Origin of the sequence: Clostridium sp. OS1-26, assembly GCF_030915445.1 — a bacterium.
GTDB lineage: Bacteria > Bacillota > Clostridia > Clostridiales > Clostridiaceae > Clostridium_AM.
Map to the genome: position 1 here is coordinate 826,542 of NZ_CP133264.1, position 14,884 is coordinate 841,425.

Genomic DNA, 14,884 nt, shown 5'->3' on the forward strand with positions numbered 1-14,884 from the left:
CTACCCCCTTATACATATTGCAACCAAATATCTCCGTCACTTCCACCAGAGGGTGCAGCGGTTGACATTGTAGTTCTATGCAATCCAGTTGTCCCTGAAGCCAAAGTTTCATTGTAAGTGAGCACATTTACTCCACCTTTTTGTAAAGCTGTTGCATTTACTGTAGCGTTTACAGTTAAATTACCTGACATAGTATCTCCTGCTTTATTGAGCTTAGTATTATCCGAAGGATGTACATGGTCTGACCTAGCGACATTATTTGATAAACCAACTGAAACAGTTCCATCCATCTTAATATTAGTTGTAGAAGTTTCAAAATTTTGATTGAAAGCTGTATTATGTGTCCCTATTCCATGAGCCGTATTATCAGCCAAATGCGAACTAAAGTCAACTTTATCAGCCTTAGCTGTCACAGAGGCATCTATCTTGTCCCAATTATCATTTAACATAGTTTTTATATTAAAAGTATCATTTCCATCTACAGTAGGATCTTTTTTATATAAATTTAGATTAGGGGTATTACCAGCCATTTATTTCACCTCCAGCGAATTTATTTAATGGAATAGCTTCAAGCTGCCTTAATGTTTTAACTCCATCAATGTCTTTTAAAAGTAGATATGAAAATACATATTCGAGCCTTAAATTTACTGGCTTTATATCTTCCAGAGCTTTTTTTAAATCATCTAAATTGCCTGGAATTCCTATAATACTGTTAAATTTAATATTTATTTTTCCATCAAAAGTAACATCGACCTGTCCGTTTGTATAGGCATCAGCTACCATCTTAATAAGTTTCCCATCTATTTTTCCTGTGCCCCTCCACTTGGATTTAATTACAGCTCTTCTCTCATCCAGAGATTTAATTAAGTCAGTTTTAATACCCATTTCATTTTCGTATATGGATAAAGCCCAGGTTGCAGTATCAATACTTAACTGATTATTTAGATCTTCAACTTTTTTATCTAAAGTATCAAATTCCCTAACTTCAGCATCATATATATTTCCAAATATTTTAGATTCAGTAATAAATGATGGCATACAGCTTTTCATGTATTCATTATTCAATTGTTACCACCCCTTTTACTGCTACTTCATTATCATCTATTGGGATGTTGGCAGCTCCTCCATTTATAGTTAAGCTTGAATAATCTAAAAAGCCTTTTGTATCTAGTATTAAAGCGCCTACTTTAGCATAGCTTATTGAGCTTTCAACGAAAGCAAAATTCTTGAGAAAATCAGTTAGATTATTTTCAAAATTAATCTTTCTTTGCTCATCAGTATAATTTTTATCTTTTACAGCAGTAAAACATACATTTATGGCTTTGCCTACTGCACTCACTACAGTACAAAATGCACCTATTGCAGCAACTCCCTCTCCTAAACCTTTACTTCCAGGATCTATATAATTTTGTACTGCCTGAACTAATTCTGTGCTTGCTGGCTGCTTATTAGAGTCTATTATTACAACTTTTACAGTGTTATCTCCATTCCAAAGAGAGTATACCTTTGCGTCTCCTACTCCTGCAGTTTCCTTTGCCCAATTCTTATATTGTGCTTTATTGTTACTTGTAGCCGGTGTTCTAATTCTTTCATAGTATCTTTTAATCAGCTCTTCATTACTTTCAGCATCATAACCACCTTCGGTAGTGCTTGGATTATTTACACTAATAATTCCAGGAATGACTACCGGTATTACTGTTATTTGATCAGCAGGAACATTGGAGCTTATTCCTGGAACAACTGCTTCTATGCTTATAGTTCCCTTATTAACAATTGTTTTTGTTTCTATAGATATAAATTGTATGCCCCCAGCAGTTTGAAACAAATCACCTGCTTTTATAGTAGCATTACCTATAACATTTAAAGTTGTATTGGCTTTTGTAGCCTTTTTTCTTTTTATTCCCGTTTTTTCATATATTCTTTGCTCTAATTCATCTCCAGATAAGGCTTCTACACTAAGTTTTCCTGCTATGTTGTCTAATTTAATATGGACTTTTTGAAACTCATTAGCTGCTGGTAGAAGTGAATCATAAATAAAAGAACCTTCTGATTTATCTATATCAGAAGGTATACCATCTCTCATTCTTTTCAATATATCATTTGTACTATTTTCTTCACTATACATTGATTTTCACCTCCCCATAGTTTGTAATAGCTATAAAGCTAATATCTAATTTATCCTTTGAAAAGTTCATGTCAAATTTTTCAATTCTTTCTATATAAGGATTTAACTTTAAACATTCCCATACTAGTCTTTTACCTTCACTTTGCAGAAGCCCTCCAGAAAACCCTCCTGATCCGATCAGTGTTTCTAAATCATGTCCATAGTTTTCTGAATATACATTGTATTTTAGTTTTACAGTATGGAGAGCCTTCCATATCCAAATCTTAACTGCTTCCTTTCCTTCTACTACAACCAGCTTTCCATCTTTCATGATAAAGTCGTTATTTTCAAAATCCCAGGCGTATTCCCTTGGAATCCTTTCTATTTTCTCATCATTCTTTTTTATTTCATTATTAATATTTACATCAACCTGTGGAAAAATGCTCATGCTTTCACCACCCTACATAAAATTATATATGTCTGTCTATCTTCCGTAGCCAAGCAGGCCAATATATCTTCTTTTTTAAGACTATCAGTAAAATTCAAATCCGCATCAGGAATACCTATTGTTGTTATGCTGCCGGTTGTGGCACTTCCAGTTGCGGATGTAGATGGAATAGTTATTTTTCTTTTGTAGTTTTTTAGAAGGTAATCCGCTACTAAAAGATTGTCTTTAGTTAATTGCAGATCGCCTATTTTTATTATAAGAGGATCTGAATTTAGGACCACTCCTAAATCTATACTTGGAGGGTTGTATGCTGATCCATGTTTTTTTATTATATTTATTAGTTTACCGTAGCAGTCTTCCATTTTACTCCTCCTTTGCATCCATAGTATTATAATAGGAAAGCTTTAAATCCATGGTATACTTTCCTGAAGCTAACTCCCATGTGTGCGTATCTCCATCAATGAACATAATAGTATCAGCTAAAATATCAATATAAGGTATTTTAACCTGCATAGCATATCCTGTTCTACATCTCCAATCACCTATCGCTGTTACAGAAAATTCTCGATCTATTCCATGTAACAACTTTCTAGCTTCCGTAACTGGATCTTTATTTTCTTCCTTTTGATATTCTTCTTGAAACACTCCGTAAAACTTTATCACATCTTCTAATTCAGTAGCACCAATAGCATTACCATTTTCATCGTAAATTTTGACCTTATTCACCATATTAGAACTTGTATCTTTGTATACAGTTCCTGCCATATTTAAATCTGGACTCAGCACAGCGTTAACATCTACAGTACCCGTATAGCTATGCCACTCCTGATTAGTTATAACTTCGCCTTTTTCCATAACTGAAAACATATCATAATCTGCATAAGGCATGTATTTAATGTTATTTACCTTATTCACTTGAGTATATATTTCCATAATAGCTTCATAAGCCGTTTTGTTTTGAATTAGCCTGTTTATTTTAATCCCTGTAGTAGGTATATAGTTATACATACCCCCTAAATCTTTACATATTTTTTCTACTGCATACTCACTTTCTATATTTTGAAAGTTATAGGTTACTTTAGACCTCAAAAAATACATTAGATAATCATAGGCTGTAAAAGTTATTTCTTGAGCCCCTGAATTTATTTCTCTATCCACTACAACGCCACGATATATTTCTTTAAAATCTAAACTTACATATATAATAGTACCTGGGCCTATCTGTGCATTAGGTTGGTTTTTGTCTCTTATTGAATAAGCCATATTTATATCTAATTTTCTAGCACACTGCTGCACATCTCCGCTAATTTGTACTGTTTTACAGAAATCAGTTATATTCTCTAGAATTTTTCTATCATATAAAGCCCATACACTAAGATACATTAAAATACATCCCTTCTAATTGGCGATATTCTCTAAGATCTAATGTAAAATACACATCTCTATCTCCAAATTTTTCACCATAAGTGAATTTTTCTATAGTACATAACATATTTACATCTGTTTCTGTGATTACTAAGCGTATTGGCTTACCACTTTGCTGCCACTTTTTTATCAACTTTACACATTCATAAGGCTCCGGAAAATCTAAATACTGGCAAAAATTATATTTTTCATTAGGAAAAAAGCTATTAATTGATATATTGGAAAGCTTACTTTTACCAATAAAACTTACTTCTCCTAGATTTTCTACATTAAAAACATCTACATTTATTTCATTAGGTAGATTGTACTCTGCCGGTGGTACGGGAAGTTGAAAATTTTTTTCATTCTGCATTAGCCAAAATTCCATAATCTATTCCTCCTATACACAATTAAATCCTACTTTAGTTAACTTTTTAGCTAAAGCGTCTGCTATTCTGTCTATATCTGAATCTTCTCTAACTACTAAGGTATCCGCTAATTTTTCTACGCTTATGGAACCACCTAACATGTTTTGAGAAGTTCTGTTGTCTAATATCTGGGTTCCTCCTGGAAGCTTCATAAGTTCGGGGCCTTGTTCACCGACCCATGACCAACCGCCATGAAAATAAGATGTGCCAACTGCACACTTATCAGCAGGATTTTTTTCGAATCTCGATCCTTCATTTCTAAGTTCCATTATAGAATCTATTGGATGGCGTGCTAAATGACCTAGTTTTTTTAAAGTATCATTCCATACCTCATTGAAATGATTATATAAATAGTCAAGTCTTTCTCCAATTTCTTTTATGTCTTTTTCAATATCGTCTCTTATTCCACGAAAATTACTTTTCCAAGCTACGGCAAATAATCCTACTCCTACTATTAGCAATAAAAGCATTGGATTAAGTCCCATCAAAGCCTCTATTGCTCCAATAGCAAATCTTGAAATTATACGACCAAGTCCAATAAATACTGCTCCTATAGGAGCAAATGCTAATTTTAATGTATTGGGCATTTCTTTCGAAATTGATTTAAAAATACTTGGCATTTCGTCAAATGCACCTTTTAATGTCTTTCCAAGTTGCATATTTTTTAAAATATTTGGTATTCCTCCAAAGGCTTCTTTAACCGTTTTTCCTATATTGGCACCTCTTATTGTAGACTTTATCGTATTAATTGCTCTAGATATATTTTTACCAATTCTACTAAATGATTTCGCTATAGGATTATTCGGAAATTTTTTATTTATAGCTTTATATATACTATAAGCATCTTTAGCTATGGTGCTTGTATTTACATAGTCTGTCATCGTATTTCTGATCTTAGATGCATTATCTTCTTTAGGCTTATCTGATTTTTTTAAAGCTTCTTCTTTTAATTTAATCTCTACTTCACTTATTTCTTTTATGGCTTTTTTAATAGATATTATTTGCTTTTCAAAACTGTCAGTTTTTAATTTAATCTCTACTTCACTTATTTCTTTTGTAGCTTTTTTAACAGATATTATTTGCTTTTCAAAACTGTTAGTTTTTAATTTAATCTCTACTTCACTTATTTCTTTTGTAGCTTTTTTAACAGATATTATTTGCTTTTCAAAACTGTTAGTTTTTAATTTAATCTCTAATTTACTTATTTCATTTATAGCTTTTTTAACAGATATTATTTGTTTTTTAAGACTGTCAGCGGCATTTACAGCTTTTTTCATATTTTCATAAAAACTTTCATTAATATTAAATACATTTCTATTTTGTTCTCCCAAATTTTCACCACCCTCCTTTTTATAAAATATACGAGATACGTTTAAGTATCTCGTATATTAGTTATACCAATACCACCGGAAAAATAGGAGTTTCAGAATTTTTCATCTCCTGCCTGTTTTTATTTTTTTCTTCTATCTCATTTTCATAAAAAACCTGTACTACCATTCTTTCACCTATAGGCATACTATAAAACACAGAGGGTCTTATACCTTTTTCTTTCCAATAATAATACATCATCTGTACAAGACCATCTGTGTTTATGAGTTTTTTATTTCTTTTACTGAATCCTTACCAAAACCTGAAAGGTCAGTTATAGTAGTATATATGCTTGATATTTCCCCGCTTAAAAATATCTTTTGGACTAAATCCTTTGGAGTAGGTACACCAAAGTGATCCATAAGCTCTTTGCTCTTAAAATCAGGATCTTTTGTCCCCTTTAGAATTGTTAACACTTGTATATTGTTATCTAGTTCAATGTTTCCTTCTATATTAATAGATATGCTTTCCTGTAGCTCATTAAATTCACTAGGAGTTAACGCCTGACACGTAACTATAAAAGGCTCTCCATATAACTCAGATAATCTAGTTATCTCTATATCCTTAGTTGGTCTCTTTAATTTACTCACGTCATTTTTTAATAATAAATCTATTGTCTTATTCATAATAAAACCCTCCTGCAAATATATCATTTTTATTTTCAATATATATAAAAGTATAGTCCCAAATATAAGTTTCCTTTCCCTTTATAGGGCTTCTAACTAAAAAGTTAACTTATACAGAGGAACATGTTTCCAAAGCCGAAGTAGATTTAAAAACTTTATGTCAGTCTTAGTGAAGAGTTTTAAGATAAGCTTAAAACTCTTCGAGTATGAACCCCATCTTCCTTTTGTCAGAGGAGTACTCGCTGAGTAAGCGATCATCTCAAAATCATAGATTTTGGCCCTCTGTTTAACAGACTGAAGCTTTAAAACATCTCCCAGTGTATAAATTAATTTTCGCTTAATACCTCATACTTCTTATATCATGTCTATATATTCAAAGTCTTCAAAAGTGAAAGGTAAACTCTCAACTAAAGCTTTATTTGCTGACCAGTCTGCTAAAGTTAAATCATCAAATTTAACACCCTTTAAGCACACTCTTTCAACTCCATCAGATGTAGGATCTGCTAATTTAGAAATTATGGTGCATACAACTTGTCTTCCTTGTCTTAAATTATCGCCAATTAGTTTAGCCATTCTACTGCTTACTTTGTTTAAAGTAACTGTTCCTTTTCCTTCCCATCCTGAAACTTTGAATGCCTTACTTAATCTTCCGCACATAGGTATGTCCACCTTCTGAAATGTAGCTTTAGCCTGTAAGCCAGTGCACTCTGAAATCAATTCAGAGTTAATCCACAATTCTCCCCAAGTTCCAATAATAGTTTTTTCTGCATTATACATAAAATATACCTCCCTAGTATAAAAATTTTAATATCTTTTAATCTTGCTTTTATATAGAAACATTAAAGCTCATATCTTCGATTGCATCTAAAATTTTAATATTTGCTGCTAAGAATACTTTATCTTTAGTATTGGCCTGTTTAATATCAATTTCTTTCATGCTATCAACGTTAACGCCTATACTCTTCAAGTAAGCTTTTTGTCCTGCTAAATCAATAGTTACCTTGTTTTTATCTCTATCTAGAAGGCCTTCCATTTCTAATTCTTCAAAATAGCCCCCAATGGAAGTTGTTAATAGGCACTTATTATCATAGGAATTGCTTACCTTTCCTATGTAGTTATCATCAACAACTTTCTTTATATCATCATGAATCTGGTCCATAATATCAATTATCTTTATCTTTTTAAACTCTTCCCCTTTATCACTAGTTGTAGTTACAAGAGAGTTTATCGCTCTGCCAACCTTAACCTTAGTTCCATCATTTATAAGTATAAATTTGCCGGAATCTACAGCAGCATCACTATCGTCCTTTGTTAAGTGATCACAATCCAATACTTCAAGTAAAGGTGCATAAGTAGCACTTATAGTTAATGGAGTACCGGCTAGTAATCCCGCTATTCTGCTGCAGTATTCTTTAGCTGAATAAGCTTTATTTTGAGTTTTTATATTTTGAGTAGCAAAATTAATTATTCCTTCATGATCAGCGGCACAATTAGGTAAAACAGCCTTAACCTTTATATCTCTATTATTTCTAAGGTCTTTAATCCAGCTTGCAAAAGCAGTAACATCTGCATCTAAAATATCTGGCACTGCAATATAATCCCACTTAACAGTTTCAAAATATTTCTGAGCCTCCTTATAATCAGCTGCGGTGTTTATATATGCTATAATCTTTTTAGGAGCTTTTTGATAACCCATAAGCGCTAAATTAATTTGCTCTTTATTTGTATCGCTTAGACTATTGGGAATGTCTTTTGAACTATATATAGTTACAGGATTAGTAACACCTGCGCCTATTGTGTCCTTTAATATTAGAGCAACAACCCCACGTTCTCCACGTTCAATAGCAGTTGTACCTGCTTCTTTAAATATGATATTAATACTTGGTAATTTCATTAAATTCCACTCTCCCTTATATAAATATTTTTCATAGTTTCAAAATTATTTTCATTACTGAATTTGTCTTCTCTAAATTCTTCTTTATCTAAAGTAAGTTGTAAAAATATATCTTTATCTTCTGTATAATTTACAACCATATCGCTAATACGTACCCAGTTATCTCCTACCCTAATTCCCATATTTGAAAATACTTTTTTTAATTTTTCTAAAGTAGCTAATTGATCTAATCTAATAGGTAGCTGGTATTTGCTTAATGGAGCAAAATATACTATTTTTATTAAGATATTATTGTTGTATTTTCTTCTATTCATATCTACTTGCTTTGTTGAGACATGATAAATAAAAAAAGAAGGTCTTTTAAATCCTTCTCCTATGTCTTGTAAATAGATATAATGTTCAAATTCTTTAGCTATATCTACTGCTATTGCCTTAATTAATTCTTCCATAATTATTCACCTATTTTTTAATATTTCAGTAAGTCAGATTCTTTCTCTAATAAGCTTATCTTCATTTACTACACTTCCTGATATAATATTAAATCACACTCAATATGATGATTAGCAGGTTTGTAAATATTTTTTACAATGTAGTTATCTCCATCTATTAAAGCTATGTCACCTGCTTTTACATTTGCACTTATTACAGTGTATAATCTTAAGTTTTGTGTAATTTTAGTCTGAGGCATAGATTGTACAAATTTACTTATGGGACGCCCTATTCTGCATGGGTAAGGTCCATAAGTTGTTTCTTGTTGTTCTACTATATGATTTGATCCAGCTGTGCTTTCTGTTCTAATAATAGTAAGACTCTGATTTAAAAGATCTGTAAACACCTCATACACTCCTTTTTAGTTGAGATAAATAAGGTGCGAGCATATCTTCATGCACATTATACTGAATATAATAGTCTCCTATTCTCTCATACCTTATATCATTTTTCCCCTGCATAATTTTGATAACTAGCTCTTCAACAATTCCTTCATATTCAGGCTTCAGTTGAGTATCTCCACAATAACTTTGAACTCTTTGGCTTATTCTGCTTACATAATATTTTATTAGTTCATCTTTAGAGTTATCTACCATGCCTAAAACTAGTTTTATATTTTCAAGCATATCTTACCACCTTCTAACTACTTATTTGCTTTAATGCACCTCTATGCCTTTTATAGCTCCTATGTTTCATTAGGTTTTCAATATCACTTAAATTTTCCTCCTTTGAATCATTTAATTTTTTATTATTTGTTAAATCTTTTCTATTGGGTTTACAATCTAAGGCTTTTTTTGCTTCCATATTCTCACCTCCTTCCAGTAAAGCAACAAGCACTTGAAGTAATTCCAAGTGCTTGTTTCGAATTAATTTGATGATATAATATTAGCATGTGTTTACTGTACTTGTTACAGAAAAAATCTGACCATTTCCGGGATTTATCCCGTGTACTTTTTACTCACCCAAATTAGTTCTGATATCCTATTTACAGCTTTTCTTTTAATGCGGCCGCAGTAGTCTCCATCTCTGTTTGTTAATATGCCTATTTTATTCCATCCCATTTTTTCAAAATACCTTAGCTTAATTATTTTTATTTCCTCTTCTTCTAATATAGTTAGAGCATTATCTACTTTGCTAATTAAAATTTCCTTGCTTCTCTTTTCTTTCGTTAAATCTCTTATTAATTTCTCTTTCCTTAATATCTCATTCTCTACTGAACTATTGAAAGCATTAGTTTTTCCTGTTCGTTCTTCATATCCTACAGCCTTAACACCATCGTATTCCGATTTAATTTCTTCTATTTCTAATTCTAAATTATTTATTTCCGCCTTAATTATCTTATAATTTAAAAGCAATCCATCAGTTTTTTTATATAAATCTTTTTCTTTATTCTTGTCCATTTTATCCGCCCCTTTTTTATATGTTTTTCTCTTTTATTTTTTCTAAGTAATTTACTAAGTTATTGATAACATAGCTAACTTATCAATATAAGAATAAGTCTGTTTATAGTATTCTTTATAAAAAGAGTTTCTGGCATCAGAGGTTTTTCCATGACTTGATGCTTAGAACTCGTTATTCAGTGAGTATTATAGCAGGCAGTCATCAGATGAAGCTTGTATTGTTAGTAGTTTTCATTATTTAATTTGCATTACGTTATTTACGTAATGCAAATTAAAAAATGCTCACTATCATCATTAATAACTTAATTAATTTTTTCAAGCGCACTTTTATCACCTCCTGTTTACAATTATTATACGTAAATATCGTAATAAATCATACATCTATATTATGTTATTTGGTTAAAATAAACTCATATTATTTTAGATAGCTCTAATTTTCTTATATTTACGCAAAAAACGTATTTTTACATATTTACTTCCGTTTTTATTGATGTATAATATAATTAATACGTTATTATCGAACTATGGGATAGTAACAAATTCAGAAAGGTGATATGTATGTCTATTAATAGTATAGGAGATAGAATAAAAACTCTTAGAAAAGAACACAGTTTAACCCTAAAGGATTTGTCTGAAAAAGCAAATATATCAGTTTCTTTTCTAAGTGATATTGAAAATGGAAGAAGTAATCCTTCCCTGGAAAGATTAAATGATATCGCTAAAGCACTTGACACTACAACCTCTTATCTTCTAGGAGAGAATCAATTAATTAACGAAAAAAAAGAAACTCAGTTAACTAAAAAAGATGAAAAAGACATAGAAAAAAGACTTAATCAAATAAAAACAGAACTTATGGAAGGGCAAGATGGACTTATGCTTTCAGGGGAACCAGTATCACCTGATGCTATTCAAAGCATTGTAGATGCACTTGAATTTGGCATGCGTCAAGCAAAATTAATTAATAAAAAGTATATACCTAAAAAATATAGAAAAGATTAAATAGGACTGATAAGTTAATGTTTGTATTGCGTGGGGGAGTTAAATTGAGAAATCATATAAAGGAAAAAGTAGATCAATTAATAAAAAAATTTAAAACTGATAATCCCTTTGAATTAGCTGAATTACTAAAAATTCAAGTAATTCATCGGCCTTTGCATGAAGAAGTTAACGGATTATATCAATATGAAAAGAGAGTTAAGTTTATCTATATTAATTCCACTCTCCCGTATTTAATGCAAAGAGTTGTATGTGCACATGAACTTGGTCATGCAATTCTCCATCCTAAATTAAATTGCACTTTTTTAAAAAACCATACCTTTTATAATATAAATAGATATGAAAATGAAGCTAACAGATTTGCATCCGAGTTGTTAATATCAGATAGTCTCAAAGAGGATTATCCAAGCTATTTTAACTTAGAACAAATATCCTTAAGTGAAGGTTTACCTATAGAGTTATTGAGGCTCAAATTTGAAAAATGATTTGAGTATTTTTTAGACCTTTTTAAGAAAATTTTAACACAAATGTATTATATTGAAATTAGCACCCACAAATAATATTTTTGTGGGTGCTAATAAATTTCTTTTTTATAAATTTTATAATTTATATTTTTAAATATATTATCTAATTCTTCTATATATGAAATATACTTAGAGTCTAATGTGTTCTTAGTTATGTCATCATATAACTTTTTAAATCTTTCAATATGTGCATTTACTCTTTTTACTGCATATTCAACAGTTGTATTATTTTTTATTATAAAGGGCCAGTCTGATGCTTCTGCAAGCATTAATTCTCTAGCAGCTTGATTTAATGCTCTTTTCTGAAGGTCACTTGGATTAGTATAGGTATCAGCCATCCTCACCATAGCCTCTGCACATCTATGAACCTCTCTATAAATCCAATCATTAGATTTGTTTATCCATACTGAATAATCTCCGTTTTCTCCCCAACTTGAAGGACATGGGTTGCTGCATTGAACCATTGGGTATCTTTCTAAATACTGCGACGGCGTTATTAACTCATAGTTCGTACATTCTTCTGCAGACTTTCTTATAAATTCATCTATAAAATCAGGTCCTTCAAACCACCAATGCCCAAACAATTCTGTATCATAGGGGCAAGTTATTATAGGCGGCTGCTCCATATGTTGAGAAATATGATTAATTTGATTAAATCTAGAAGATGCAAAATGTGAACTATGTTCCTTAACTCTCTCCATTGCAGCCTCTCTATTGTAGTATTCCTTTTTATCTGTTTTTTCTGTGATTCTGTAATACTTTATGCCCGTATCTAACCTTATTCCAGCTTTATTTATATAAGGTTTTATGTATTCCATAGGCAATTCATATCCTATATCCTTATAAAACTCTCTATAATAGTAGTCACCTGGATATCCATTAAAGCTACTCCAAACTTGATGTGAAGATTCCATGTCTCTTCCAAATGCACATACACCATTAGGAGTAGCTATTGGGGCAAAAGTTCCATATCTCGGCTTTGGCGATGCATTAAGTATTGCTGTACTTTCTGTTATAAAATATTGTATTCCAAAATCCTTTAACATTGAATCCAAAGAATATGTATAAGCACACTCAGGAAGCCATATCCCCTTAGGAGAATGTCCTATACAATCTATGTATGATTGTACTCCTGTTGCAAGTTGTGCTCTCACCGTTTCTGGGCTAACCATAAGCAAAGGTAAAAGTCCGTGAGTAGCAGAACAAGTTATTATTTCCAGATTACCAGACTTATCAAATTTTTTAAATGCATTCATTAAATTGCAATCATAGCCTTTATATATTGACATTAAATTATTAAATCTTTCATTATAGAAACATGCTAGTTTGTTTAATTCCCTACTATTTTTTGTCCTAATAGTCTCTTTTTCTGATAGTTCTATAGATTTCTTTAAATATTCTAAATATCTTTTTTGTAAATAGTCGTCCTCTAGCATAGCCATCAACGGAGGTGTTATGGACATAGTAATTTTAAAATTTATGTTATCCTTTATTAGATTATCGTAAACTTCTATTAATGGTATATAACATTCACCCATTGCCTCAAAAAGCCATCTTTCTTCCAATGCATCCTCAATTTCAGGATGCCTGACAAAAGGCATGTGGCTGTGAAGTATCATTGAAACATAACCCTTGATCATATTTTTCCCCTCACATTACTTAATTGGCGACGAACATAAATCGTATTTAATTATTACTTCATCAAAATATCTATTAAAAAAATCATTTTTACAATAACCTGAATTTACTATTATTTTAGGGTATCCACCCCACTTTTTTTTAACATTCATAAAAGGATATGGCTTAGGTTCTTTATGCCTATTAATATTGCTTGAACACTCTTCATAATTATCAAGACTTGATTTTGAACTTATATCAACATTGTCAGAGATATCCACAAAATATACTGAGCTATCTTTAGACTCATAATTTCTTGGAGTAGTAACTGTATTTGATGCTGCAAATGCAGCAAAGATGTTATTTGGTAATATTCTGCCAAGCTTTATAAATACATCTTGATCTCCTCTATCCATGTTTATATAACAGTTATTATCAAAATCATCTATAAGAATTGTTTTTATTTCTTTTGCTGCACCATTCTCTACACAGTAAACTTTAATAGCAGGCTTTGAAATTTTCCAAGATACTTCCCCGTATCTATCCTCAAACTCTTTTATAGTTATCGGTGATATATTAAAATAGCAAAATACTCTACTTGCACTTTGCACCATTAAAACTATATTTGATTTTTCGTCCCCCAGCATGAAATCACTCCTCAGAATATATAGTAAAGATATTATACCTTAAAATTCCATTTATGTCACTTATAGAAACTCTTAAATTTTCTTATAACATTTAATATAGTTCTTTGATATAATATAAATCATTGTATTTTATATTAAAGTGTATAAATGATTTAAGATAAATTAACTTATAACAACTGATAAAGGAAGGAGAAAATACATGTCTAAAATATCATTTAAAGGAAGTGCTATACTAAACCCAGTTCCAGCAGTACTCATAACATCTAAAAGCAGAGAAGGAAGCGTAAATGTATTTACGGTTGGTTGGATTGGAACTGCATGCACAAGACCGCCTATGATAACAGTAGCTATACGTCCCGAAAGATTATCATACAAATACATAAAAGAAACAGAGGAATTCGTAGTTAATCTACCTTCCAAAGAACTTGTCCGTGCCGTAGACTTTTGTGGTGTGAGATCTGGAAAAACTATTGATAAAATAAAAGAGTGTAATTTAGTATTGGAGGATAGTGATCAGGTTTCTGTGCCTGGTATTAAGCAATGCCCTGTTACCATGGAATGTAAGCTTAAAAGTATAACACCTCTTGGAAGTCATGATCTTTTTTTAGCAGAAGTAGTATCAATTCATGTAGAAGAGAATTTAATAGATGAAAGTGGTAAAATACATTTAGAAAAAGCTGATTTAATATGTTATTCTCACGGTGAATATTTTCCTGTTTTCAATAAACCTTTAGGTAAATTTGGATACTCCGTTCAAAAAAGAAAAAAACTAAAAATAAATTAAAAAAATAATATTTTGCATGTCCCTATCACATAGAATATGATAGGGGTGATTTTAATGTCAAACTTCAAAAAGTTATTATTTATTTTAATTTTTATACTTATTGTTGAAATCATATTTATATTTACAAAACATAAGATGTCTCCAAACAAAGATAC

The 14,884-nt window shown here is 30.9% G+C and carries 22 protein-coding genes; 3 read left to right on the plus strand and 19 right to left on the minus strand.

The annotated features are described in order from the left end of the window. Positions 1-8: 8 nt before the first annotated feature. The 17 genes from RCG18_RS04115 to RCG18_RS04195 form a co-directional block, all read right to left on the minus strand. Positions 9-530, minus strand: coding sequence for a hypothetical protein (locus tag RCG18_RS04115; protein ID WP_308040164.1), 522 nt, complete (start codon positions 528-530; stop codon positions 9-11). Further along, on the minus strand, positions 520-1,065 hold the full coding sequence (locus tag RCG18_RS04120) for a putative phage tail protein (protein WP_308040165.1): 546 nt from the start codon (positions 1,063-1,065) through the stop codon (positions 520-522). The genes RCG18_RS04115 and RCG18_RS04120 overlap by 11 nt, the downstream gene beginning before the upstream one ends. Next, entirely contained in the window at positions 1,058-2,125 is a 1,068-nt protein-coding gene (locus RCG18_RS04125; RefSeq protein ID WP_308040166.1) for a baseplate J/gp47 family protein, read from the minus strand. Before RCG18_RS04125 ends, RCG18_RS04120 begins: the two co-directional genes overlap by 8 nt. Next, positions 2,118-2,552, minus strand: coding sequence for a DUF2634 domain-containing protein (locus RCG18_RS04130; RefSeq protein ID WP_308040167.1), 435 nt, complete (start codon positions 2,550-2,552; stop codon positions 2,118-2,120). The genes RCG18_RS04125 and RCG18_RS04130 overlap by 8 nt, the downstream gene beginning before the upstream one ends. Beyond that, entirely contained in the window at positions 2,549-2,914 is a 366-nt protein-coding gene (locus RCG18_RS04135; RefSeq protein ID WP_308040169.1) for a DUF2577 domain-containing protein, read from the minus strand. The genes RCG18_RS04130 and RCG18_RS04135 overlap by 4 nt, the downstream gene beginning before the upstream one ends. Before the next feature lies 1 nt (position 2,915). After that, a complete protein-coding gene (locus RCG18_RS04140) occupies positions 2,916-3,935 on the minus strand; it encodes a terminase (protein ID WP_308040170.1) in 1,020 nt (339 codons plus the stop codon). Beyond that, complete coding sequence (locus RCG18_RS04145) at positions 3,925-4,344, minus strand: phage baseplate protein (protein ID WP_308040171.1); 420 nt, start codon at positions 4,342-4,344, stop codon at positions 3,925-3,927. The genes RCG18_RS04140 and RCG18_RS04145 overlap by 11 nt, the downstream gene beginning before the upstream one ends. 12 nt (positions 4,345-4,356) lie before the next feature. Next, positions 4,357-5,715: a hypothetical protein gene (locus tag RCG18_RS04150; protein WP_308040172.1), complete on the minus strand. Its 1,359-nt coding sequence runs from the start codon at positions 5,713-5,715 to the stop codon at positions 4,357-4,359. 61 nt (positions 5,716-5,776) lie between these two features. Continuing rightward, complete coding sequence (locus RCG18_RS04155; RefSeq protein ID WP_308040173.1) at positions 5,777-5,953, minus strand: hypothetical protein; 177 nt, start codon at positions 5,951-5,953, stop codon at positions 5,777-5,779. Positions 5,954-5,973: 20 nt separating this feature from the next. Next, on the minus strand, positions 5,974-6,378 hold the full coding sequence (locus RCG18_RS04160) for a hypothetical protein (protein ID WP_308040174.1): 405 nt from the start codon (positions 6,376-6,378) through the stop codon (positions 5,974-5,976). Between the two features lie 354 nt (positions 6,379-6,732). Continuing rightward, positions 6,733-7,155: a phage tail tube protein gene (locus tag RCG18_RS04165; RefSeq protein WP_308040175.1), complete on the minus strand. Its 423-nt coding sequence runs from the start codon at positions 7,153-7,155 to the stop codon at positions 6,733-6,735. 49 nt (positions 7,156-7,204) lie between these two features. Continuing rightward, entirely contained in the window at positions 7,205-8,272 is a 1,068-nt protein-coding gene (locus tag RCG18_RS04170; RefSeq protein WP_308040176.1) for a phage tail sheath subtilisin-like domain-containing protein, read from the minus strand. Further along, positions 8,272-8,721, minus strand: a complete 450-nt coding sequence (locus RCG18_RS04175) for a DUF6838 family protein (RefSeq protein ID WP_308040177.1) — start codon at positions 8,719-8,721, stop codon at positions 8,272-8,274. The genes RCG18_RS04170 and RCG18_RS04175 overlap by 1 nt, the downstream gene beginning before the upstream one ends. Before the next feature lie 68 nt (positions 8,722-8,789). Continuing rightward, a complete protein-coding gene (locus RCG18_RS04180) occupies positions 8,790-9,107 on the minus strand; it encodes a hypothetical protein (protein WP_308040178.1) in 318 nt (105 codons plus the stop codon). Position 9,108: 1 nt separating this feature from the next. Beyond that, positions 9,109-9,387 (minus strand): phage head-tail connector protein, encoded by a 279-nt coding sequence (locus RCG18_RS04185; RefSeq protein ID WP_308040179.1) that lies wholly within the window; start codon positions 9,385-9,387, stop codon positions 9,109-9,111. 13 nt (positions 9,388-9,400) lie between these two features. Next, positions 9,401-9,565 carry a hypothetical protein gene (locus RCG18_RS04190; protein ID WP_308040181.1) on the minus strand — a complete coding sequence of 55 codons (165 nt, stop codon included), beginning with the start codon at positions 9,563-9,565 and terminating at the stop codon, positions 9,401-9,403. Between the two features lie 134 nt (positions 9,566-9,699). Next, complete coding sequence (locus tag RCG18_RS04195) at positions 9,700-10,161, minus strand: siderophore-interacting protein (RefSeq protein WP_308040182.1); 462 nt, start codon at positions 10,159-10,161, stop codon at positions 9,700-9,702. Between the two features lie 558 nt (positions 10,162-10,719). Between RCG18_RS04195 and RCG18_RS04200 the strand changes: the two genes are divergently transcribed. Together RCG18_RS04200 and RCG18_RS04205 are read left to right on the plus strand one after the other, a co-directional pair. Next, positions 10,720-11,160, plus strand: a complete 441-nt coding sequence (locus RCG18_RS04200) for a helix-turn-helix transcriptional regulator (protein ID WP_308040183.1) — start codon at positions 10,720-10,722, stop codon at positions 11,158-11,160. 44 nt (positions 11,161-11,204) lie between these two features. Continuing rightward, positions 11,205-11,642 carry an ImmA/IrrE family metallo-endopeptidase gene (locus RCG18_RS04205; protein ID WP_308040184.1) on the plus strand — a complete coding sequence of 146 codons (438 nt, stop codon included), beginning with the start codon at positions 11,205-11,207 and terminating at the stop codon, positions 11,640-11,642. 89 nt (positions 11,643-11,731) lie between these two features. Here RCG18_RS04205 and RCG18_RS04210 read toward each other — a convergent pair whose 3' ends face one another. Further along, positions 11,732-13,321, minus strand: a complete 1,590-nt coding sequence (locus RCG18_RS04210) for a 1,4-alpha-glucan branching protein domain-containing protein (RefSeq protein ID WP_308040185.1) — start codon at positions 13,319-13,321, stop codon at positions 11,732-11,734. Positions 13,322-13,336: 15 nt separating this feature from the next. Then, positions 13,337-13,945, minus strand: a complete 609-nt coding sequence (locus RCG18_RS04215; RefSeq protein ID WP_308040186.1) for a DUF4912 domain-containing protein — start codon at positions 13,943-13,945, stop codon at positions 13,337-13,339. Positions 13,946-14,144: 199 nt separating this feature from the next. Between RCG18_RS04215 and RCG18_RS04220 the strand changes: the two genes are divergently transcribed. Further along, the gene (locus RCG18_RS04220; protein WP_308040187.1) at positions 14,145-14,729 is read left to right on the plus strand and encodes a flavin reductase family protein; all 585 of its coding nucleotides are present in this window, start codon (positions 14,145-14,147) and stop codon (positions 14,727-14,729) included. The last annotated feature ends 155 nt before the right edge of the window (positions 14,730-14,884 follow it).

Coding starts and splice junctions, on each gene's coding strand:
- RCG18_RS04170 (WP_308040176.1), bottom strand. CDS start 8,272: ATGAAATTACCAAGTATTAATATCATATTTAAAGAAGCAGGTACAACT.
- RCG18_RS04190 (WP_308040181.1), bottom strand. CDS start 9,565: ATGGAAGCAAAAAAAGCCTTAGATTGTAAACCCAATAGAAAAGATTTA.
- RCG18_RS04145 (WP_308040171.1), bottom strand. CDS start 4,344: ATGGAATTTTGGCTAATGCAGAATGAAAAAAATTTTCAACTTCCCGTA.
- RCG18_RS04220 (WP_308040187.1), top strand. CDS start 14,145: ATGTCTAAAATATCATTTAAAGGAAGTGCTATACTAAACCCAGTTCCA.
- RCG18_RS04185 (WP_308040179.1), bottom strand. CDS start 9,387: ATGCTTGAAAATATAAAACTAGTTTTAGGCATGGTAGATAACTCTAAA.
- RCG18_RS04155 (WP_308040173.1), bottom strand. CDS start 5,953: ATGATGTATTATTATTGGAAAGAAAAAGGTATAAGACCCTCTGTGTTT.
- RCG18_RS04175 (WP_308040177.1), bottom strand. CDS start 8,721: ATGGAAGAATTAATTAAGGCAATAGCAGTAGATATAGCTAAAGAATTT.
- RCG18_RS04165 (WP_308040175.1), bottom strand. CDS start 7,155: ATGTATAATGCAGAAAAAACTATTATTGGAACTTGGGGAGAATTGTGG.
- RCG18_RS04125 (WP_308040166.1), bottom strand. CDS start 2,125: ATGTATAGTGAAGAAAATAGTACAAATGATATATTGAAAAGAATGAGA.
- RCG18_RS04195 (WP_308040182.1), bottom strand. CDS start 10,161: ATGGACAAGAATAAAGAAAAAGATTTATATAAAAAAACTGATGGATTG.
- RCG18_RS04135 (WP_308040169.1), bottom strand. CDS start 2,914: ATGGAAGACTGCTACGGTAAACTAATAAATATAATAAAAAAACATGGA.
- RCG18_RS04130 (WP_308040167.1), bottom strand. CDS start 2,552: ATGAGCATTTTTCCACAGGTTGATGTAAATATTAATAATGAAATAAAA.
- RCG18_RS04215 (WP_308040186.1), bottom strand. CDS start 13,945: ATGCTGGGGGACGAAAAATCAAATATAGTTTTAATGGTGCAAAGTGCA.
- RCG18_RS04210 (WP_308040185.1), bottom strand. CDS start 13,321: ATGATCAAGGGTTATGTTTCAATGATACTTCACAGCCACATGCCTTTT.
- RCG18_RS04160 (WP_308040174.1), bottom strand. CDS start 6,378: ATGAATAAGACAATAGATTTATTATTAAAAAATGACGTGAGTAAATTA.
- RCG18_RS04200 (WP_308040183.1), top strand. CDS start 10,720: ATGTCTATTAATAGTATAGGAGATAGAATAAAAACTCTTAGAAAAGAA.
- RCG18_RS04115 (WP_308040164.1), bottom strand. CDS start 530: ATGGCTGGTAATACCCCTAATCTAAATTTATATAAAAAAGATCCTACT.
- RCG18_RS04140 (WP_308040170.1), bottom strand. CDS start 3,935: ATGTATCTTAGTGTATGGGCTTTATATGATAGAAAAATTCTAGAGAAT.